The organism is Flavobacterium zepuense, from assembly GCF_007097145.1.
GTDB lineage: Bacteria > Bacteroidota > Bacteroidia > Flavobacteriales > Flavobacteriaceae > Flavobacterium > Flavobacterium zepuense.
This window is the reverse complement of sequence record NZ_VJVZ01000014.1, coordinates 103,295-123,295: the sequence shown is the minus strand read 5'-3', so window position 1 is coordinate 123,295 and position 20,001 is coordinate 103,295. Positions and strand designations below refer to the sequence as shown.

17 protein-coding genes are annotated in these 20,001 nt (G+C 42.2%); 9 read left to right on the top strand and 8 right to left on the bottom strand.

What is annotated here, in order from left to right:
- Positions 1-39: 39 nt before the first annotated feature.
- Complete coding sequence (locus FMM05_RS18730; protein WP_143374958.1) at positions 40-699, top strand: NAD(P)H-binding protein; 660 nt, start codon at positions 40-42, stop codon at positions 697-699.
- Here FMM05_RS18730 and FMM05_RS18725 read toward each other — a convergent pair whose 3' ends face one another.
- The 3 genes from FMM05_RS18725 to FMM05_RS18715 form a co-directional block, all read right to left on the bottom strand.
- Complete coding sequence (locus FMM05_RS18725; RefSeq protein WP_143374957.1) at positions 700-1,677, bottom strand: YpdA family putative bacillithiol disulfide reductase; 978 nt, start codon at positions 1,675-1,677, stop codon at positions 700-702.
- Entirely contained in the window at positions 1,668-2,138 is a 471-nt protein-coding gene (locus tag FMM05_RS18720; RefSeq protein ID WP_143374956.1) for a CYTH domain-containing protein, read from the bottom strand. The genes FMM05_RS18725 and FMM05_RS18720 overlap by 10 nt, the downstream gene beginning before the upstream one ends.
- Positions 2,139-2,444: 306 nt before the next feature.
- Positions 2,445-3,737: an aminopeptidase P family protein gene (locus FMM05_RS18715; RefSeq protein WP_143374955.1), complete on the bottom strand. Its 1,293-nt coding sequence runs from the start codon at positions 3,735-3,737 to the stop codon at positions 2,445-2,447.
- Between the two features lie 124 nt (positions 3,738-3,861).
- Here FMM05_RS18715 and FMM05_RS18710 point away from each other — a divergent pair, with 124 nt between their 5' ends.
- Both FMM05_RS18710 and FMM05_RS18705 read left to right on the top strand, forming a co-directional pair.
- On the top strand, positions 3,862-4,155 hold the full coding sequence (locus FMM05_RS18710) for a type II toxin-antitoxin system HigB family toxin (protein WP_143374954.1): 294 nt from the start codon (positions 3,862-3,864) through the stop codon (positions 4,153-4,155).
- A 4-nt stretch (positions 4,156-4,159) separates the two neighbouring features.
- Positions 4,160-4,516, top strand: coding sequence for a helix-turn-helix domain-containing protein (locus tag FMM05_RS18705; protein ID WP_143374975.1), 357 nt, complete (start codon positions 4,160-4,162; stop codon positions 4,514-4,516).
- 97 nt (positions 4,517-4,613) lie between these two features.
- Here FMM05_RS18705 and FMM05_RS18700 read toward each other — a convergent pair whose 3' ends face one another.
- From FMM05_RS18700 to FMM05_RS18690, 3 genes are read right to left on the bottom strand one after another with little or no spacing between them, the layout of a single operon-like run.
- Positions 4,614-5,375, bottom strand: coding sequence for a succinate dehydrogenase/fumarate reductase iron-sulfur subunit (locus FMM05_RS18700; RefSeq protein ID WP_143374953.1), 762 nt, complete (start codon positions 5,373-5,375; stop codon positions 4,614-4,616).
- Between the two features lie 15 nt (positions 5,376-5,390).
- Positions 5,391-7,400, bottom strand: a complete 2,010-nt coding sequence (locus FMM05_RS18695) for a fumarate reductase/succinate dehydrogenase flavoprotein subunit (RefSeq protein WP_143374952.1) — start codon at positions 7,398-7,400, stop codon at positions 5,391-5,393.
- Positions 7,401-7,415: 15 nt separating this feature from the next.
- Positions 7,416-8,312 (bottom strand): succinate dehydrogenase cytochrome b subunit, encoded by an 897-nt coding sequence (locus FMM05_RS18690; RefSeq protein WP_143374951.1) that lies wholly within the window; start codon positions 8,310-8,312, stop codon positions 7,416-7,418.
- A gap of 403 nt (positions 8,313-8,715) precedes the next feature.
- On the opposite strand from FMM05_RS18690, the gene FMM05_RS18685 reads away from it, so the two are divergent.
- Together FMM05_RS18685 and FMM05_RS18680 are read left to right on the top strand one after the other, a co-directional pair.
- Positions 8,716-10,212 carry a T9SS type A sorting domain-containing protein gene (locus FMM05_RS18685; RefSeq protein ID WP_143374950.1) on the top strand — a complete coding sequence of 499 codons (1,497 nt, stop codon included), beginning with the start codon at positions 8,716-8,718 and terminating at the stop codon, positions 10,210-10,212.
- 106 nt (positions 10,213-10,318) lie between these two features.
- A complete protein-coding gene (locus FMM05_RS18680) occupies positions 10,319-10,783 on the top strand; it encodes a hypothetical protein (protein ID WP_143374949.1) in 465 nt (154 codons plus the stop codon).
- Positions 10,784-10,923: 140 nt separating this feature from the next.
- Here FMM05_RS18680 and FMM05_RS18675 read toward each other — a convergent pair whose 3' ends face one another.
- Positions 10,924-12,528 carry a S8 family peptidase gene (locus FMM05_RS18675; RefSeq protein WP_143374948.1) on the bottom strand — a complete coding sequence of 535 codons (1,605 nt, stop codon included), beginning with the start codon at positions 12,526-12,528 and terminating at the stop codon, positions 10,924-10,926.
- 74 nt (positions 12,529-12,602) lie between these two features.
- Entirely contained in the window at positions 12,603-13,463 is an 861-nt protein-coding gene (locus FMM05_RS18670; RefSeq protein WP_143374947.1) for an MBL fold metallo-hydrolase, read from the bottom strand.
- A gap of 598 nt (positions 13,464-14,061) precedes the next feature.
- On the opposite strand from FMM05_RS18670, the gene FMM05_RS18665 reads away from it, so the two are divergent.
- From FMM05_RS18665 to sufC, 4 genes are all read left to right on the top strand, one after another.
- Entirely contained in the window at positions 14,062-16,926 is a 2,865-nt protein-coding gene (locus tag FMM05_RS18665; protein ID WP_143374946.1) for a gliding motility-associated C-terminal domain-containing protein, read from the top strand.
- A gap of 219 nt (positions 16,927-17,145) precedes the next feature.
- On the top strand, positions 17,146-17,475 hold the full coding sequence (locus tag FMM05_RS18660) for a HesB/IscA family protein (protein WP_143374945.1): 330 nt from the start codon (positions 17,146-17,148) through the stop codon (positions 17,473-17,475).
- 153 nt (positions 17,476-17,628) lie between these two features.
- On the top strand, positions 17,629-19,077 hold the full coding sequence (sufB, locus tag FMM05_RS18655; protein ID WP_143374944.1) for a Fe-S cluster assembly protein SufB: 1,449 nt from the start codon (positions 17,629-17,631) through the stop codon (positions 19,075-19,077).
- A gap of 143 nt (positions 19,078-19,220) precedes the next feature.
- On the top strand, positions 19,221-19,967 hold the full coding sequence (sufC, locus tag FMM05_RS18650) for a Fe-S cluster assembly ATPase SufC (RefSeq protein WP_143374943.1): 747 nt from the start codon (positions 19,221-19,223) through the stop codon (positions 19,965-19,967).
- Positions 19,968-20,001: the final 34 nt, after the last annotated feature.

Genomic DNA, 20,001 nt, shown 5'->3' with positions numbered 1-20,001 from the left:
CTCTAATTTGTTGTAACTTTCTTTTTTAATCAAAAAACCATGCCAAAAACAGCTATTATATTGGGTGCCAGTGGTGCTACGGGCGGCGAGGTGTTACAACTGCTGCTTAACGACGACCGCTACGGTAAAGTAAAGCTCTTTAACCGGAGTTCTATAAATATTCAACACCCTAAAATTGAAGAGAATATCATTAACATTTTTGAACTGGACAAGCATGCAGACTACTTTACAGCCGATGAGGTATATTGCTGTATTGGCACCACCAAAGCCAAAACTCCCGATAAAGAGACCTATTACAAGATAGATTATGGCATACCCGCCGCTGCGGCTAAACTGGCTAAAGCCAACGGTATAGGGACGTTTATTTTGGTATCGGCTATTGGGGCGAATAAAAACAGCAGCATTTTTTATGTGCGCATCAAAGGCGAGGTAGAGGAAACCGTTATTAATGAGCATATTGCAAACACACATATACTACAGCCATCGCTAATTGTGGCGCAACGTAAAGATAACCGTGTTATGGAAAAAGTAATGATAGGTTTATTTGCGTTGCTTAACCCATTATTGTTTGGTGGCGCTGCTAAGTATAAGAGTATTAAGGCATCTCAAATTGCAAAGGCTATGGTGTGGCTGGCCAACAACCGCTACGAAAAGCTGATCGTAACTTCTGATAAAATTGCCGAATTAGCTGCTAAATAGTTACTTAGATATAATATCGGCGAGGATCATGCTGGCATGCACGCGGGAGTTTTCTATAAACCATTTGTGGGTTTCCATACCGCCGCATACTACACCGGCAAGGTACAGGCCGGGTACGTTAGTTTCCATAGTATCAGGATTATATTGCGGCGTGCAGGTTAAGCCTTCTGACACATTTATACCCGATGCCCTTAGGAAATCGATGTCCGGGCGGTAGCCCGTGAGCGCCAGTACAAAGTCGTTTTCTATGGTTATCGTGCCATCGGTAGTAAAAATATCCACCTCTTTTTCCCTTATCTCTGTAATGCTGGAATAGAAGTAGGCTTTAATGCTGCCTTCGGCTATACGGTTCTCTATATCAGGCTTTACCCAATACTTTACACGGTCGTTAATCTGGTCTTTGCGGATAACCATAGTAACATCGGCACCCTTGCGCCAGCATTCCAGCGCCGCATCTACCGATGAATTATTGGCACCCACTACCACAACCTTCTGGAAGGCATATTCATGTGCTTCTTTATAGTAATGGCGCACCTTGGGCAGCTTCTCGCCGGGCACATCTATATAAATGGGAATATCGTAAAAGCCGGTTGCAATAACCACATTTTTAGCGTTATACCAGCCTTTGCTGGTATGCACCACAAAATACCCGGGTTTTTGTTTGTTGACTGAGATTACATTTTCAAACAGGTTGATATTCAGGCTAAAGTGCTTCTGAATGTTGCGGTAATATTCTAACGCTTCCTGGCGGCCCGGCTTTGGGGCAATACAGGTAAACGGCACATTGCCTATCTCCAGCCTTTCGGCAGTAGAGAAAAACGTCATGTACAGCGGATAGTTAAATATGCTGTTAACCAGCGCACCTTTTTCTATAACTAAGTAATTGAGCTCGTTAAGCTGCGCCTCAAGGGCACAGGCCATGCCTATGGGGCCGCCGCCGATGATTATCAGGTCGTATTCAGGTGTGGTTACTGCCATGTATTGTAGGGGTTACGGCTAAGGTAAGCGTTGTAGTAACGCTCTGTACCCGTTACTTCTTCGCCCAGCCATTGGGGTTTAATAAAGGCCTCATTTTCATCAGATAGTTCAATTTCAGCTACAACGAGCCCGGCGTTATCGCCAAAAAACTCATCTACCTCATAGGTGTGGTTGCCGACTTTAACTTCGTACCGAATCTTATCAATAGCGCCTTTTTCGCACAGTTGCAGCAGTTCCAGAGCATCGTTTACAGGTATTTCCTTTTCCCACTCCATACGGCTGGTGCCGCTCTCGTTGCTTTTGCCCTTAATGGTTATAAAACCCTGGTCACCTTTGGTACGCACGCGAACCGTACGCTCGGGCACCGAGCTTAAATAGCCCTGTACAATGCGTTTTTGTGTAAATGCCTCCTGCTTATAATCGTCTGCAAGCACTAAAAACTTGCGTTCTGTTTCTATCATAACCTTTGCTAAAAGAAATGGCAAGTTACGGATTTATGAAGTGGGGATTTGTATTTTTTGAGGGATTTCACATACTCTTTTCACCATGAGACGCATTGTACGATTAAACCATCCCGGCTTCAGTCACCGCATCGGAGAATGGGAATGCCAACGATATAATACAGCAACAGCCCACATTATTGTGGGCTGTTCTATTGATATTTAAATCTTATTATTTGAGATTCTTCGACTTCGCTACGTTCAGGATGATATGCCTTATGAGTAAAAAACTTTACAAACTTTCAACTTTATGACTTTATAAACCCATTAAGCATTCATAAGGCTCTCTATCTCCTCAGCTTCTAATGGAATATTACCCATTAAGTTAAATGGCTCGCCACTTGGCTGGACAACAACGTTATCCTCTAAACGGATGCCAAAACCTTCGGCAGGGATGTAAATACCCGGCTCTACCGTAAAAACCATGTTGGCCTGCATAGGCTCATGCAACAGGCCATAATCGTGGGTATCAAGCCCCATGTGGTGGCTGGTGCCGTGCATAAAGTATTTTTTATAAGCCGGCCATGCAGGGTCTTCATTCTGAACATCGGCTTTATCTAAAAGCCCAAGGCCTAAAAGCTCCGATGTCATTACTTTACCTACTTCTACATGGTACTGTTTCCATAATGTACCCGGTGTGAGCATTTTTGTAGCCTCTTTTTTTACATTAAGTACCGCATTGTACACAGCCCTTTGCCTATCGCTAAAACGGCCGTTTACGGGAATGGTGCGGCTAAGGTCGCTGCTGTAATTAGCATATTCCGCAGCTACATCAAGCAGGATCAGGTCGCCATCTTTACACTGCTGGTTGTTCTCTATGTAATGCAATACATTAGCATTGTTGCCGCTTGCAATAATAGGTGTATACGCAAAGCCTTTAGAACGGTTGCGTACAAACTCATGAATAAGCTCAGCCTCAAGCTCATATTCCCAAACACCCGGCTTGGTAAAGCTTAGCAGTCGGCGGAAGCCTTTCTCTGTAATATTACAGGCCTGCTGTATCAAATCGATCTCTTCCTGCTCTTTAACCGAGCGCAGGCGCTGTAGTATAGGGTTGCTTTTGGCAACACTGTGGGCAGGGTATTTTTCCTTCCACCATTTAATAAAGCGGTCTTCGCGGGTTTGCGTCTCAACCGAAGAGCGGTAATGTTCATTGGTGTTGATGTAAATAGTATCGCAATAGGTCATTACCTCAAAAAGGGTCTTTTCAAAATCCTTGAGCCATACAATATTTTTGATGCCGCTAACTTCGGTAGCGCGCTCTTTAGTAAGCTTTTCGCCTTCCCAAACAGCAATATGCTCGTTGGTTTCGCGTAAAAAAAGTATATCGCGCAGGTGCTCATACGGGGCATCAGGGCAAAGCAACAGGATAGATTCCTCCTGATCGGCACCACTCAGGTAAAAAATATCGCGGTGTTGGGCAAAAGGCAGGGTACTATCGGCGCTAACCGGGTAAATATCGTTAGAGTTAAACACAGCAACGCTTTTAGGTTTCATTTCTGACGCAAATTTTTTACGGTTCTTTACAAAAAGGCTGCTGGGTATCTGGTGGTACTTCATGATAATAATTTTATTAGGATACCAAAATTAAGGATAATGTATGAAAACGCCGATGATAATTTATTTTTTATACCATTCCCAATACGGGAACTTTTTTTATTACCTTTGCTAAAAACTTATCTGCTTGAGGGTTATTGCAAAAAAAATATTACGTGATTTTTGGGAGGCACATGCAGATTGTGAGCAACAGCTAAAAGCATGGTTTTTAGAGGCCAGTAATGCCGGATGGAAAACCCCAAACGATATTAAAAAGGAATACCCAAGTGCAAGCATACTGGAAAACAACAGAGTGGTATTTAATATAAAAGGGAACAACTACCGGCTGATTGTAAAGGTTAGCTACTTACACCAAATGATCTGGATAAGGTTTATAGGTACACATGCCGAGTATGATAAGATAAATGCTAACGAAATTTAAAATGATGAACATCAGACCCATAAAAACAGAACAGGATTATAACGAAGCTTTAGAAAGGCTTGAGCTTATCTTTTATGCTAAAGAAGGAACTCCCGAAAGCGACGAAACGGCAATACTTGGGGTACTTATTGATAATTATGAGAATGAGCACTTTCCTATAGATTTGCCTGACCCTATAGAGGCTATTAAATTTAGGATGGAGCAACTGGGATACAACCAAAATGACCTTGCTAATATTATAGGGCAAAAGAGCCGCGCAAGTGAAATTTTAAACCGGAAAAGAAAACTTTCGTTAGAAATGATACGCAAATTGCACGATAAGCTTAATATACCAACCAATGTTTTGGTTCAGGTATATTAATACCGATTGCTAACCTTTGCTTACTGTATAAATTCATAAAAAACGCACCCTGAATAAACAGGATGCGTTTTGGCATTATAAGTCAGTTTTTGTTTTCTTATACTACGCTTGCAAACAGGTATTCCCTGTTCATGCGGGCGATATTTTCAAGCGAGATACCTTTAGGGCACTCCACTTCACAGGCTCCTGTATTGGTACAGTTACCAAATCCTTCTTCATCCATCTGGCGCACCATGTTTAAAACGCGCTGCGTGGCCTCTACCTTACCTTGTGGCAATAAAGCATACTGAGATACCTTTGCGCCTACAAACAGCATTGCAGAGCCGTTTTTACAGCTTGCAACACAAGCACCGCAACCAATACACGCCGCAGCTTCAAAAGCACGGTCGGCATCATGTTTAGGCACAGGGGTAGCGTTAGCATCGATAGTGTTACCTGATGTATTTACCGATACGAAACCACCGGCCTGCTGTATCCTGTCAAAAGACGAGCGGTCTACAATAAGGTCTTTGATAACGGGGAACGCTTTACTCCTCCACGGCTCTACATAAATGGTATCGCCGTCTTTAAACGAGCGCATGTGCAGCTGGCAGGTGGTAACTTTACTGGCTGGGCCGTGAGCCTGGCCATTAATGTAAAGCGAACACATACCGCAAATACCCTCGCGGCAATCGTGGTCAAACGCTACAGGTTCCTGCCTGCTGTTAACCAGCTGCTCGTTTAATTGGTCGAGCATTTCCAGGAACGAACTGTCTGTAGATACGTTATCTAACTTGTAAGTCTCTATGTTACCTTTAGTTTTGGCGTTTTTTTGGCGCCATATCTTAAGGTTAATGTTTATATTTTTATTTGAAGCCATGTCTTCGGTTGTATTTTATTTGTAGTTCCTTGCGGCAATTTTAATGTACTCATATTCCAGTACCTCTTTATGAAGTACTTCGGCATTAATATCATTGCCCTGGTACTCCCAAGCACCTACAAAGGCAAAGTTCTCATCATCACGAAGCGTTTCGCCTTCTTCATCCTGGTATTCTTCCCTAAAGTGGCCACCAGCCGATTCTTTACGCTGTAAAGCATCGCGTGCCATTAGCTGGCCAAGGTCTATAAAGTCGGCCACACGAAGCGCTTTTTCAAGCTCAGTGTTAAGCTCATCTGAACTTCCCGGAACAAAAACATCCCTGTAAAATTCTTCTTTAAGCTCGGCAATTTCGCGTATTGCTTCAATAAGCCCCTGCTCATTACGGCCCATACCTACTTTGTTCCACATAATGTGGCCCAGTTTTTTATGGAAATGGTCTACCGTTTTAGTACCGTTGTTGTTAAGGAATTTCTCTATCTGAGATTTTACGTTCGCTTCAGCTTCGTCAAATTCAGGGCTGTTGGTAGCAATCTTGCCGGTACGGATTTCGTTAGCAAGATAATCAGACACTGTGTAAGGCAGTACGAAATAACCATCGGCAAGGCCCTGCATTAATGCAGATGCACCAAGGCGGTTAGCTCCGTGATCTGAAAAGTTAGCCTCTCCGGCCACGAAACAGCCCGGTATACTGCTTTGCAGGTTATAATCTACCCAAACGCCACCCATAGTGTAGTGTACCGCCGGGTAAATCTTCATTGGCACCTCATACGGGTTCTCATCTGTAATTTGCTGGTACATCTGGAAAAGGTTACCGTATTTTTCCTCAATCCACGCCTTACCTAATTTAATAACCTCATCATCACTTGGATGGTGGTTACCCTGTGCATAGGCAGTTTGCTTACCTTTAGAAATGATCTCTGAAGAGAAATCAAGGTAAACACCCTCGTTAGTAGCATTAGCCTCTATACCAAAACCGGCATCGCAACGCTCTTTTGCAGCTCGTGATGCTACGTCCCTTGGTACAAGGTTACCAAAAGCAGGGTATCTTCTTTCAAGAAAATAATCCCTGTCTTCTTCTTTTATGTCTGTTGCTTTAAGCCTTCCTTCACGGATGGCCGCAGCATCTTCAATCTTTTTAGGAACCCAGATACGGCCCGAGTTACGCAGTGATTCAGACATCAGCGTAAGCTTAGACTGGTTTTCGCCATGAACCGGGATACACGTTGGGTGAATCTGCACAAAACAAGGGTTAGCAAAATAAGCTCCTTTTTTGTGTATCTTCCAGGCAGCCGTTACGTTACTGCCCATTGCGTTTGTACTAAGAAAGTATACGTTACCGTAACCGCCGCTGGCAATAATAACTGCGTGGGCAGAATGCCTTTCTAACTCGCCGGTAATAAGGTTACGTGCAATAATACCACGTGCTTTTCCATCTACCTTTACAATATCAAGCATTTCGTGGCGGTTAAACATTTCTACACGGCCAAGGCCTATTTGCCTTGAAAGCGATGAGTACGCACCTAATAAAAGCTGCTGACCTGTTTGCCCTGCTGCATAAAATGTACGCTGTACCTGAGTACCACCAAAAGAGCGGTTATCAAGCATCCCACCGTAATCGCGGGCAAAAGGTACACCCTGAGCCACACACTGGTCTATAATGTTACCCGATACCTCTGCAAGGCGGTGTACGTTAGCTTCACGCGCACGGTAGTCGCCCCCTTTTATAGTATCATAAAACAGCCTGTAAATACTATCGCCGTCGTTTTGGTAATTTTTAGCAGCATTAATACCACCCTGTGCAGCAATTGAATGCGCACGGCGTGGTGAATCCTGAAAGCAGAACGCCTTAACATTGTAGCCCATTTCGCCAAGCGATGCAGCAGCCGAAGCACCTGCAAGGCCGGTACCCACTACAATTACATCAATTTTTGGCCTGTTGTTTGGGGCAACAAGTTTAAGGTGGTCTTTATAGTCGGTCCATTTTTTAGAAATATGGCCTTCCGGTATCTTAGAATCTAACTTCATGGTAATTGACGTTGATTATTTATGTAAAAAATGAATGTATAACGGTATGATAGCAAATAGGAACGGAACAATGAACGAGAATGCTATACCGAAATTTTTAATTAAGCCGTTGTATTTAGGGTTGTTTGCCCCAAGCGACTGGAATGCACTGCCAAAACCGTGGTATAAATGAAAACCAAGTGTTATCATGGCAATAACATATAATATTGTAGCTATTAAGCCGTATTGCGGGTCTTTAAAAAAGTCTACCGTAATTTTGTGCAGGTCTTTATAGCCCTCGGCAAAAAATACTTTTTCTTCTTTATCATTGGTACCTTTAGCATCGGTACTGCCCGGTTGCTGGTTACCGTTTAAAACCACATAAAATTTATTGCCTTCTTTTATAAGGTTCTTGCCATCTACCTGCTGTACAGCAAGAAAACGTGCAGAACCGGACCCTGTTGTGATGTACAACTGCTGGTCCGGCATGCCCATCTGGCCCTTTACGGTAACAGTTTGCAACGGCATATCTTTTTTAAAGTGCATTACTGCCCAAAAGTTTACCATGTGCGTTACAATAAATATTAGGATAATAGTACCCAATACTGCCATGTTACGCGATGCCCATACTGTGTTTTTTTCCGGCTTATTCATTACGTATTTTACCGGCCTTGCTTTTTGATTTTGAATCGTAAGCAGGATACCGTCTATCGCGTGGAAAAGGATAGAAATGTAAGTTACATAAGAAAGGATTTTAACGGCTGGGTTAGTAGTCATAAACAATGCATACAGGTTAAACGCTAATGCATCAGAAAATATGAGCTGCAGGTTACCCAGCAAGTGCCCGACAAGGAACAGGCAGAGAAATAAACCTGTTAAAGCCATCCAGTATTTCTTGGCGAGAGACGACTTTAAAAGTGCAGATTTTGCCATAATGTTTGGTTAAAAAGATAAAGTTTTTAAAAAATCAAACAAATTTAAGGCGAAAAGACACAAACCACAACCTTTACACGCTAATTTATAATGAGTATAAAGTGGATATTTTTTAAAGTATTGATAACCAAAAATTACATAATGCATTTTTTTATCTTAAAAATACCTAAAAATATGCAACAGATTTTAAATTTCGCATTTCATAAGCTTATGATACTATGCAGTATAAAAGTATAGATTTTGTAAATCGACCATATAAAAACGCATAAAAATAAACTAGTTTTAAAGTTTTACTATATCGATTACGAAAACCCGTATCGCATTAAAAAATAAAATATAATGCTTTTAATTTTTTATTAGATTTGAAATCATCACAGATTAATAAACTGATACATCCTTACTTATGAAAAAAATTACTCTTAAAAAGACTTTTGCGCTTTGCACACTTTTACTGGCAGGACATACTGCTACAGCCCAAGCCCCGGAAATTGAATGGCAAAAAAGCTTTGGCTCTGTAGGCGATGATATTTTTTATGATGTGGCGCCCACACTCGATGGGGGATATATATCAGCCGGTTTTAGCACTCACGACCCTACCTATCCTAATAATATCGCAGTTAACGCTATAATGGTTAAAACTGATGCTGCCGGCGAGTTGCAATGGCAGCATTTATACGGAGGATTGGGTGACGAGCGTGCCAGGAAAGTATTGCAAAACACCGATGGCACTTACCTTATTGCCGGCGAAACATCATCTACCCCCGAGGGCAGTGCCGCGATTCTATCGGATATATGGCTCTTAAAAATTGACAGTGAAGGTAATGAAGTATGGTCTAAAACATTTGGCGGCAGCGATAACGAGTTCCTGAGTTCTTTTGAACCAACATCTGATGGTGGCTATGTTATGTGCGGCTATACTTTCTCTAATGATGGTGATGTGCTGGGTAACCACGGCGATTATGATATGTGGGTGGTAAAACTGGACACCGAATTTGAAATTGAATGGCAAGCATGCCTGGGCGGCGAAACCGCCGATTATGGCTATATGGCTACAGAAACTCCCGATGGAGACTTTATTGTTACCGGTGCTGTACAACCGCCGGACAATCCATCTGAATATGGTGTTTATAAATTAGATAGCGAAGGCACAACGGTTTGGGGGGCAACTTTTGGCGGTGGCTGGCATGACAGTCCGTACGATATTGCCTTTACGCCCAATGGCGGTTATATTATTGCCGGGCAGGACGATTCGACCGATATTACAGATAACCTTGGCGGAGCTGATGCCTGGCTGCTTAAAATTGATGCCGATGGCGTGCAGGAATGGGCAAAAAGCTATGGCAGTCCCGGCGATGACCTTGCCTGGGGCATAGTGCCTGTAACCGGTGGTTATGTAGTTAGCGGCTATACTGCAGCAGACGAAATGGGTGCCGCAGGGCCTAATGCCTGGCTTTTTAAAATTGATGAAGAGGGTACTGTACTTTTGGAAGAAACTTTTGGCGGCAATTTATTTGAACGGTTTTACGCCTTTAAACAAACCGATGATAACGGATTTATACTTTCGGGCACCTCAACATCTAATGATGGCGACCTTACCCAAAACAATGGTGCGTTTGATGCCTGGCTGGTAAAATTATCACCTGATGTATTAGGTCTCAAAAATTCAACTAAAAACACCCTAACCCTTTATCCCAACCCTAATAATGGCATATTTACTATAGGAGGCGATATTGTTTTAGATAATGCTACACTAAATGTATATTCTACGTTAGGACAGTTGGTATATAGTGATAAGGTGACACAGGCAATGGTTTTATTACCAAATTTAGCAGCAGGTGTGTATCAGGTACAGTTAACAACAGGCAAGGCAACGTATTCGCAAAGACTGGTTGTTGAATAATCGTTTAAACTTCAGCTAAATAATTGTGAAAGATTTTTTTTAACCTGTTATAAAACACTATGTTAAAATTTGTATTTTAGTCAGCACCAACTCTTAAACCTTATTTATGAAGAAACTATTTACCCTGTTAACCTTATTTATTATCTGTACGGCATCGGCACAAAAAATAGAGATGGACTACCAACCCTACTCTGCCGGAGTGGATTTTAGGATGACACGTATAAAAACCACGAAGATATCGGATGCCGAAAATGGCAAAACAACTATTGCTAAAGGCGATAGCCGATTTAGGACGGTTATGTTTGAATTTAAGAACAATACCGAGGAAGAGCAGCCTATTGATTTTGAAACCGTTAAACTGGTTGACAGCAAAAACAACAAATATTATGTTAAGATCGCAATGTCTATGGGCATAAACACTAACCCTCACAATCTTGAGTTTAAGCTTAAAGGCGGCAAAACAAAATCTTATATGGTTGAGTTTTGGCCCCCTGCCCCTAAAGATGAAACCAGTTTTAGGTTAGAGGTACACGGCGAACTTTCAGATTTAGTTAAACAAGTTAAAGACTAAAGTTTTAATCCACTCTTTACTAGTGTGATAGCTTTAATATCTGAATCATCAGTAAAAATATTACATAGTACATATCTACTAAACAAACAAAAAACCCCAAACCATTACGGCTTGGGGTTTTATATTATAGGCAGTACCTACTATTTTCTTGACATTTGGTCGGCCAGGATAATAGCATTGTAAGCATTTACAATTTTACCTGAACGTGATGTTTCAGCAAATGGCTTTGTGTTCTCAGGGTTTCCACCTAAAACAACATCAAAGTTAATAGGAAGGCCGGACTGCATGATAATTTGTTTTACCTGCGCAGACTTAAGCGTTGGGTAGTACGCGCGTATAAGCGCCGCTACACCAGCCGCATTTGGCGATGCCATTGATGTTCCCTGAAGGAATGAATAGGTATTGTTAGGTGTTGTAGCATAAATACGCACACCAGGAGAGAAAACATCTACCTTGGTTTTTCCGTAGTTAGAGAAATCGGCAACCAGCTCAGGGCCGTACTCATAGGTAAGTGCGCCAATAGTTAAGATATTATCCGTATATTCAGTAAGTGTATTTTTATCATCGTTAGGGTAACGCTCGCCGCTTTCGTTATCAAGATCTAAACCTTCGTTACCGGCAGCAAATACAATAAGTACATCTTTTTCGGCAGCATATTTAATAGCATCATATACCCAGTCGCTGTGTGTTGCATAGTATTTACCAAAACTACCGTTGATTACTTTAGCACCGTTATCTACAGCATAGCGTAATGCCAGTGCCACATCTTTATCGTACTCATCGCCATCCGGCACGGCACGAACGGCCATAATTTCTACAACACTTGTAGCAACACCATCGCCGCCCAGGTTGTTACCCCTGCCCTGCGCAATAATACCTGCAACGTGCGTACCGTGCTTAGCACCTTCTTTTTCAGGGCCAATTACGTTATTGTTACCGTAGCTTTTAGTATTCCAGTCGTCTGGGTTGTTGTTAAGTATCTTACGGGCATCATACTCTTTATTAAGGTGGTATTTAAGCTCGCTGTCATAATGTTCAACACCATCGTTAAGCTGTTTAACAAGGTCTTCGCGGCTTACGTTAGCCAATATTTGCTCAAACCTTTGTTTAATAGCCTTTTGTGTAGGATCTGTTAGCTCAAGTTTTTTAAGGTCATCAACCGTATAGTTGGTTTTGCCTGTTTTTTCCACAAAAGTTTTATCTGCTTTTAAGATAAAGTCCATCTGCTGTTTACCGGCTTTAGCCTCATTAACCTGCTCATCGTACTCTTTTTTAGCCCTTTTATACGTTTCGCTGCCGTCGTCGCCTTTTTTAAGGATACGCACAAACTCCATGTTTTCGTGTTCTATATCGCCAAGGAAGTTCCAACCGTGAATATCATCAATATAGCCGTTCTTATCATCGTCTATACCGTTGTTTGCTATCTCTTTAGTGTTCGTCCAGATAACATCTTTAAGGTCTGGGTGCTCTATATCAACACCTGAGTCTACTACACCAACAATAATTTTTTTGGCTTTGCGGTCTTTTAATATCTCGTAAACACGGTCTACGCTCATACCCGGAATGGTATCCCTTAAAAGGTCCAGGTCGCTCCAGCGTTTTTCCTGGTCTTCGCCAAGTTTAGCCTTTTTAGCTGTAATTGGGGTTGTTATGGCAAGAGGTTCGGCCGTAATTTTTTTAGAGGCGCCACAGCTAACAAGAAATAGTGCTAAGGCAGCCGAAAGGTAAATGGATTTAAATTTCATTACTGAGTTATGTTACTTTTTGAAAAATTGGTCTAAATTATCCCGAATTTGTTACACGAAGATAAGTATTAACATTAAATTAGTATATCTGCACAGGTAAAAACTTCTTTGAGCCTCACGCCTTTATCTGTTTTTTGTACCGTAATTATCTCGTTGTGCGCATCATGCCCAAGCATTAGGTAATAACCGTTATCGGCCGCCTCGTTTAAAAACTTCTCCTTTTCATCTATGGTTAACAGCGGGCGGGTATCATACCCCATTACATAAGGCAGCGGTATGTGCCCGGCAGTGGGCAGTAAATCAGCAGTATATACAATGGTTTTACCGTTGTAATTTATGTGGGGCAGCATTTGCTTCTCGGTATGGCCATCGGCAAACAGGATGCCAAAACTAAGTTCCGACTGCTCTAAAAACGCACCCTCAGGGCGGTTAACAAACTTAAGCTGACCACTTTGCTGCATGGGCAGTATATTTTCTGACAGGAACGATGCCTTTTCACGGGCGTTAGGCTTGGTGGCCCATTCCCAATGGTTATCGTTCGTCCAGAAATGGGCATTCTTAAAGGCCGGTTCATAGCCTGTTCGGTCTTTGTTCCATTGTATGGCACCGCCAACATGGTCAAAATGCAGGTGGGTTAAAAAAACGTCGGTAATATCATCACGATTAAACCCCCACTGTGCCAGCGATTTATCTATGCTATGGTCGCCCCAAAGCGAATAGTAGCCAAAAAACTTGTCGTTTTGCTTGTTGCCCATACCGGTATCTATCAGAGTAAGGCGGTCGCCATCTTCTATAAGAAGGCAACGTGCGGCCATGTCTATCAGGTTGTTAGCATCGGCAGGGTTGGTTTTATTCCATATCGATTTTGGCACAACGCCAAACATAGCGCCGCCATCCAACTTAAAATTGCCACTTTCTATAGGGTATAATTTCATTGTAAAGCTTGTTTGTTTTGATGATGCAAATTAGGCAAAAAAAAGTGGATTCGGGAATTTGTGGATTTGGTAATTCGACCAAACCAAAAATTTATAACAAAAAAAATGGCCTAATATTTCACTTTTGGACTTCGAGTTCAGCATACAATTTTAAACAAATAACCAAATCCACAAATTAACAAATCCCCCTTCAAAAAAATGCTTAATATTTCACTTTCGGACTTTGGAATTGGCTTTATAAGTTAATTTGATAATTTGGGGATTTGGTTATTTGATTAACTCCACCTTCAAAAAGTTAATTTGGTTATTCGGGGATTTGGTTATTTGATTTTCCGACCACAGACCAAATAACCATATATCCAAATTATCATATCCTCGGTTCTCCAACAACCAAATCCACAAATCAACAAATTATCAAATCCCCGGTTCTCCAAATAACCAAATCCCGAATCATCAAATCCACATTTTCTTACAAATACTAATTTAAATACTGCCAATACTAATTGAGAAGTGGCATATACTCAAACCGACCATTAAAATTTATTTTATAGTAAGTTATTTGTAATGAAAAAGTTAATCACCAAAAAAACAAATTGCAATGAAAAAAATTACTTACATGGCGCTTCTGCTCATTGTATCTGCGTTATCCTACGCGCAGATTCCTGATTTGCATTGGCAAAAAGTGCTTGGGGGCACAAACCAGGATTCGGCCTACGGCATCACACAACTTACTGATGGCAATTATATCATGGCCGGAATTGCTGCATCTACTAACGGTGATGTTGAGGACAATAATGGTGCCGACGATATCTGGATCGTTAAGTTATCGCCGCAGGGCGATGTTATCTGGAAGACCACATTTGGCGGGACCTGGAACGACTGGGTAGAATTTGTTACTCCAACTACCGATGGGGGCTTTATTATTACCGGGTCTACCACTTCTTTTAATGGCGATATACCGCTGCCTAACCCCCCTGATAAAAATGCACTTGTTGTTAAATTTGATACCAACGGCAACGTGGTATGGGCAAAAAACATAATTGGCCTTAACGGGCAAAGCATTACACAAACATCCGACGGCGGCTATCTTGTTGCAGGCGAAAGGTATTCGCCCGGTTTTAATGTTAGCTATGATGCACTTATTGTTAAATTAAATGCAAATGGTACTACCGCATGGGAGCAAACTTACGGTGGTCCGGGCCTGAATGCCGACGTTGCCTGGCGTATTAAAGAAACATCCGACGGTAATTATATTTTTGGAGGATCATCTATAGCCGGAAACAACAGTATGGTTGTTGGGCAGGGCGGCCAGGATGTGTGGATAGTAAAGATAAATACTACCGGTGCCGTACTATGGCAAAAATTATATGGAACAACTTATTTTGATGATTTTAATGACATTGTAGAAACACCTGACGGGGGTTTTTTGGTTTTGGCAGGTACTTATGGGTCTGGCGGTAATAAATCAGAGTCTTTTGGCAGTTATGATACGTGGCTGCTAAAACTTGATGCACAGGGCAGCCTGCTTTGGGAAAAATCATACGGTAATGAGACCGATAATCGCGGTAGTGCCCTATACCGTACGCCCCAGGGAACTTATATGATAGGTGGCCGTACTGAACCATTAACCGATGTTATTACCTTTTTTTACCCAGGTGATTTCTGGATCTTTGAAGTAGCCGAAAATGGCGACCTGCTTAACGAAAAAACCTATGGAGGTAATAACAGCGATTTCTTATTTACGTTTTACCAAACATCTGATAACGGTTATCTTTTGGCAGGATGGTCATACTCTGATAATGAATATGTAGACGGTAACCATTCCAACCAAAATGACGCGTGGGTCATTAAATTAGGAGATTCAGATCCTTTGACTGTATGTGCCGAAGGTAATACGGCTCCGTTTAACCTTACCAACCAAACGGCGGTATTGCAGCAAAGCCTGCCCGATGCCACAATAACATATTACACCACCCCTACTGATGCCGATGCAGGCACTAATGCTATTGCAAGCCCACAGGCTTTTACCAATACTACCAATCCACAAGTTATTTATGCACGGGTACAGGTATCGCCCACCAAGTGGCAAATTAACCATTTTACTTTGCAGATAGCCCCAGCCCCGGTACTGCCTACATTGCCTAATCTGCAACTTTGCGGTACAACCACTGCCATATTTAACCTTACGGTACAAAACGCTGCATTGCTGCAAAGCCAGCCAGGAGCAACAATAAACTACTATACCAGCCAGGCCGATGCCGATACTGCAACTAACGCCATAGCTGCACCACAAAGTTTTACAAACACTACCAGCCCGCAAACTGTTTTTGTGCGGGTAGATGTAGCAGGGGGCGGTTGTTATGCAACTACACAGTTTGATTTGCAAATTGTACCTGCTCCCGTACCACCGCAGGTACCTAACCTTTCGGCCTGCGATACCGGCACACAGGATGGTTTTACGGCATTTAATTTATCGCAGCAGGATGCATCCCTGCTACAGGGGCAGGCAAACGCGGTTGTTTCTTATTACACCGGCCTGGCCGATGCCGATGCTGCTACAAATGCCATAGCAACACCACAAAGCTATACCAGTACTGCCAACCCGCAAACCATTTATGTAAGGGTACAGGATACCAATACAGGCTGCTTTGGCACAACATCATTCAGCCTTATTACGCTACCGGCTCCCGTAGCTGTGCAGGCTCCTGCGCTTCAGCTTTGCGATACCGATGTTCAGGATGGTTTTACATCATTTAACCTATCGCAACAGGATACAGTGTTGCTACAGGGACAGGCTAATGTAACCATAGCCTACTATACCTCTCAGGCTGATGCCGATATTGCTACAAATGCTATCGCTAATACGCAAAGTTTTATCAATACTACTAACCCACAAACCATTTATGCAAGGGTAAGTAACGGCAACGGTTGTTATGTTGTAAGCAACTTCTCGTTGCAGGTGATTGATGTTCCGTTTTTGGACGACCTTCAGCTAATTGGCTGTGCGCCTTTTAACCTTACCGATGCTGTATCAGGATTAAGCGGATTAGAATTTGACTACTATGCAACGGAGGCCGATGCACAGCAGGCCGTGAATGCCATTGCAAACCCGCAAAGCTACAACGGCACTATTGCTTTTGTACGCGCCCAAAATACCCAAGGCTGTAGTGCTGTTAGCCCTATTACCATTACAACCGGTAATTGCGACATACAAAAGGGTATATCGCCTAACGGTGATGACCTCAATGATAATTTTGATCTGACTTATCTTAAAGTACACAAACTGAGTATTTACAACCGTTACGGCATGCAGGTATATAACAAAAATAATTATACCGATGAGTGGTATGGCCAGACCGACGACAATAAAGACCTGCCAACAGGCACTTACTACTATGTAATTGAACCTGAAAGCGGTAACAGCAAAACAGGGTGGATTTATATAAACAGGCAAATTAACTAACTCAAACCCGATATTTCTATGGAAAGGCTTCATTTTGAAGCCTTTTTCTTATTTATAGTGCTCCCGTTGCGTCTAACAAAAATAAAAGCGGGGTTTAAGCATACAATGGGCATAACTCTTGCTTATACAAGCATATGCATAAAAAGGGTACCGCCTGTTGCATTACGCAAAAATGTGGTATCTTTGCACAAAATTTACACTAATAATAAGGTTTAGATTATGATAAAAGTTTCTGATTCGGCAAAGAAAAGAGCTGTCATGCTTATGGAAGATGACGGCTTTAACGCTACTACCGATTATATAAGGGTAGGCGTTAAAAGTGGAGGATGTTCAGGCTTGTCATATGAATTAAAATTTGACAATGCGCTAAGCGAAAATGATAAAGTATTTGAAGACAATGGCGTTAAAATAGCCGTAGATAAAAAAAGTGTACTGTACCTTGCCGGTACTATACTGGAGTTTAGCGGTGGCCTTAACGGCAAAGGCTTTGTTTTCAACAACCCTAACGCAAGCCGCACCTGCGGTTGTGGGGAGAGTTTTTCTCTTTAAAAAAGTTTAAAGTTTCAGGTTTAAAGTTTCAGGTTGCCCGCCAGCATGGAAATTTAAACCTGAAACTTAATCACAATAATAATTTCAGTTGCAGTTTAAGGCAAGAGTAAGCAACTTTAAACCTGAAACTTTAAACCTGAAACCAAACTAAAAATGAACAAGTATACAGAAGATGATTTAAAGATCGAGCTCGAAACCAAGGAGTACGAGTACGGTTTTTATACTGACATAGAGAGTGATACATTCCCCAACGGGCTTAATGAAGACATTGTTCGAGCGCTTTCTAAAAAGAAGGAGGAGCCTGAATGGATGACCGAATGGCGCCTTGAGGCGTACCGCGCATGGACACAAATGACGCAGCCTGAATGGGCTAATGTGCATTACCAAAAACCTGATTTTCAGGCAATATCATATTATTCGGCACCTAAAAAAATAGATGCCAATAAAACCCTTGATGATGTAGACCCTGAGTTGTTAGCGATGTACAAAAAACTGGGCATCTCTATAGACGAGCAAAAGATGATGAACAACGTAGCAATGGATATTGTGGTTGATTCTGTTTCGGTAGCTACAACATTCAAGAAAACACTGGCTGAAAAAGGCATCATTTTTTGTCCGATTTCAGAGGCTATTAAAGAGCATCCGGAATTGGTTAAAAAATATTTAGGCAGCGTAGTACCGCAAAAAGATAACTTTTATGCAGCCCTTAACTCGGCTGTATTTAGCGACGGTTCGTTTTGCTACATCCCTAAAGGGGTTCGTTGCCCTATGGAACTGTCTACCTACTTCCGTATCAACCAGGCGGGTACCGGCCAGTTTGAGCGTACGCTTGTAGTTGCCGATGCAGGCAGCTATGTTAGCTACCTTGAAGGCTGTACGGCACCAAGCCGCGACGAGAACCAGCTTCACGCTGCCGTGGTAGAGCTTATTGCTATGGACGATGCCGAAATTAAGTACAGCACTGTACAAAACTGGTTCCCGGGCAATAAAGAAGGTAAAGGCGGGGTATACAATTTTGTAACCAAACGCGGCCTTTGCGAAAAGAACGCTAAAATATCATGGACACAGGTAGAAACCGGCTCTGCCGTTACCTGGAAATATCCAAGCTGTATCCTTAAAGGCGATAACTCGGTAGGCGAATTTTATTCGATAGCCGTTACCAATAACTACCAGCAGGCCGATACCGGTACTAAAATGATACACCTTGGTAAAAACACCAAGAGTACCATTATCTCTAAAGGTATTAGTGCGGGTAAATCGCAAAACAGCTACCGCGGGCTTGTACAGATAGGAAGCCGTGCCGAAAATGCACGTAATTTCTCTCAGTGCGACTCGCTGCTAATGGGTAACAACTGCGGTGCGCATACGTTCCCGTATATTGAGTCTAAAAACACAACCGCTAAAATAGAACACGAGGCTACCACCAGTAAAATTGGCGAAGACCAGGTGTTTTACTGCAACCAGCGTGGCATACCTACAGAAAAAGCTATTGCACTTATTGTAAACGGCTTTAGTAAAGAGGTACTAAACAAACTGCCAATGGAATTTGCCGTTGAAGCACAAAAGCTGCTGGAAATAAGCCTTGAGGGGTCTGTAGGATAAAGAACTAGTTTCAGGTTTCAGGTTTAAAGTTATTTTAAAGTTGATTGCTGGAATACCAAAATAGAATAAATAACAATTTTAAGGTAGGTTGTAAGGTTCGAGCAAGAACCTGAAACCCGAAACCTGAAACTTTAAACAAAGCAATGTTAAGTATTAAGAATTTACACGCTCGCGTAGAAGACAAAGATATTTTAAGAGGTATAAACCTTGAGGTTAAGGCCGGTGAAGTACACGCCATAATGGGTCCGAACGGATCCGGTAAGAGTACATTATCATCGGTAATTGCCGGAAACGAAAATTATGAAGTAACCGAGGGTAATATTTATCTTGAAGGCGAAGATATCAGCGAGTTTGCACCGGAAGAAAGGGCACACAAAGGTGTTTTCCTTTCGTTTCAGTACCCTGTAGAGATACCGGGCGTATCGGTTACCAATTTTATGAAAACCGCCATTAACGAAAGCCGCAAGGCTAATGGGCTGGAAGAAATGCCGGCAAACGAAATGCTTAAAATGATCCGCGAGAAGTCGGAGCTATTAGAGATCGACCGTAAGTTCTTATCGCGTTCGCTTAACGAAGGTTTCTCAGGCGGTGAGAAAAAGCGTAATGAGATCTTCCAGATGGCAATGCTGGAGCCTAAACTGGCTATTCTTGATGAGACCGACTCCGGCCTTGATATTGATGCACTGCGCATTGTTGCCAATGGTGTAAATAAACTGCGCAGCGAAGACAATGCTGTTATCGTTATTACCCACTACCAGAGGCTTTTAGATTATATTGTCCCTGATTTTGTACACGTACTTTACAATGGTAAGATTGTAAAATCGGGCGGTAAAGAACTGGCATACGAACTTGAAGAAAAAGGCTACGACTGGATTAAATCAGAGAATTAGTTTCAGGTTTAAAGTTTCAGGTTTTTAAAGTTCT

Coding starts and splice junctions, on each gene's coding strand:
- FMM05_RS18730 (WP_143374958.1), top strand. CDS start 40: ATGCCAAAAACAGCTATTATATTGGGTGCCAGTGGTGCTACGGGCGGC.
- FMM05_RS18725 (WP_143374957.1), bottom strand. CDS start 1,677: ATGGCAGTAACCACACCTGAATACGACCTGATAATCATCGGCGGCGGC.
- FMM05_RS18675 (WP_143374948.1), bottom strand. CDS start 12,528: ATGAAATTTAAATCCATTTACCTTTCGGCTGCCTTAGCACTATTTCTT.
- FMM05_RS18690 (WP_143374951.1), bottom strand. CDS start 8,312: ATGGCAAAATCTGCACTTTTAAAGTCGTCTCTCGCCAAGAAATACTGG.
- FMM05_RS18695 (WP_143374952.1), bottom strand. CDS start 7,400: ATGAAGTTAGATTCTAAGATACCGGAAGGCCATATTTCTAAAAAATGG.
- sufC (WP_143374943.1), top strand. CDS start 19,221: ATGTTAAGTATTAAGAATTTACACGCTCGCGTAGAAGACAAAGATATT.
- FMM05_RS18705 (WP_143374975.1), top strand. CDS start 4,160: ATGAACATCAGACCCATAAAAACAGAACAGGATTATAACGAAGCTTTA.
- FMM05_RS18715 (WP_143374955.1), bottom strand. CDS start 3,737: ATGAAGTACCACCAGATACCCAGCAGCCTTTTTGTAAAGAACCGTAAA.
- FMM05_RS18685 (WP_143374950.1), top strand. CDS start 8,716: ATGAAAAAAATTACTCTTAAAAAGACTTTTGCGCTTTGCACACTTTTA.
- FMM05_RS18700 (WP_143374953.1), bottom strand. CDS start 5,375: ATGGCTTCAAATAAAAATATAAACATTAACCTTAAGATATGGCGCCAA.
- FMM05_RS18720 (WP_143374956.1), bottom strand. CDS start 2,138: ATGATAGAAACAGAACGCAAGTTTTTAGTGCTTGCAGACGATTATAAG.
- FMM05_RS18660 (WP_143374945.1), top strand. CDS start 17,146: ATGATAAAAGTTTCTGATTCGGCAAAGAAAAGAGCTGTCATGCTTATG.
- FMM05_RS18665 (WP_143374946.1), top strand. CDS start 14,062: ATGAAAAAAATTACTTACATGGCGCTTCTGCTCATTGTATCTGCGTTA.
- FMM05_RS18680 (WP_143374949.1), top strand. CDS start 10,319: ATGAAGAAACTATTTACCCTGTTAACCTTATTTATTATCTGTACGGCA.
- FMM05_RS18670 (WP_143374947.1), bottom strand. CDS start 13,463: ATGAAATTATACCCTATAGAAAGTGGCAATTTTAAGTTGGATGGCGGC.
- sufB (WP_143374944.1), top strand. CDS start 17,629: ATGAACAAGTATACAGAAGATGATTTAAAGATCGAGCTCGAAACCAAG.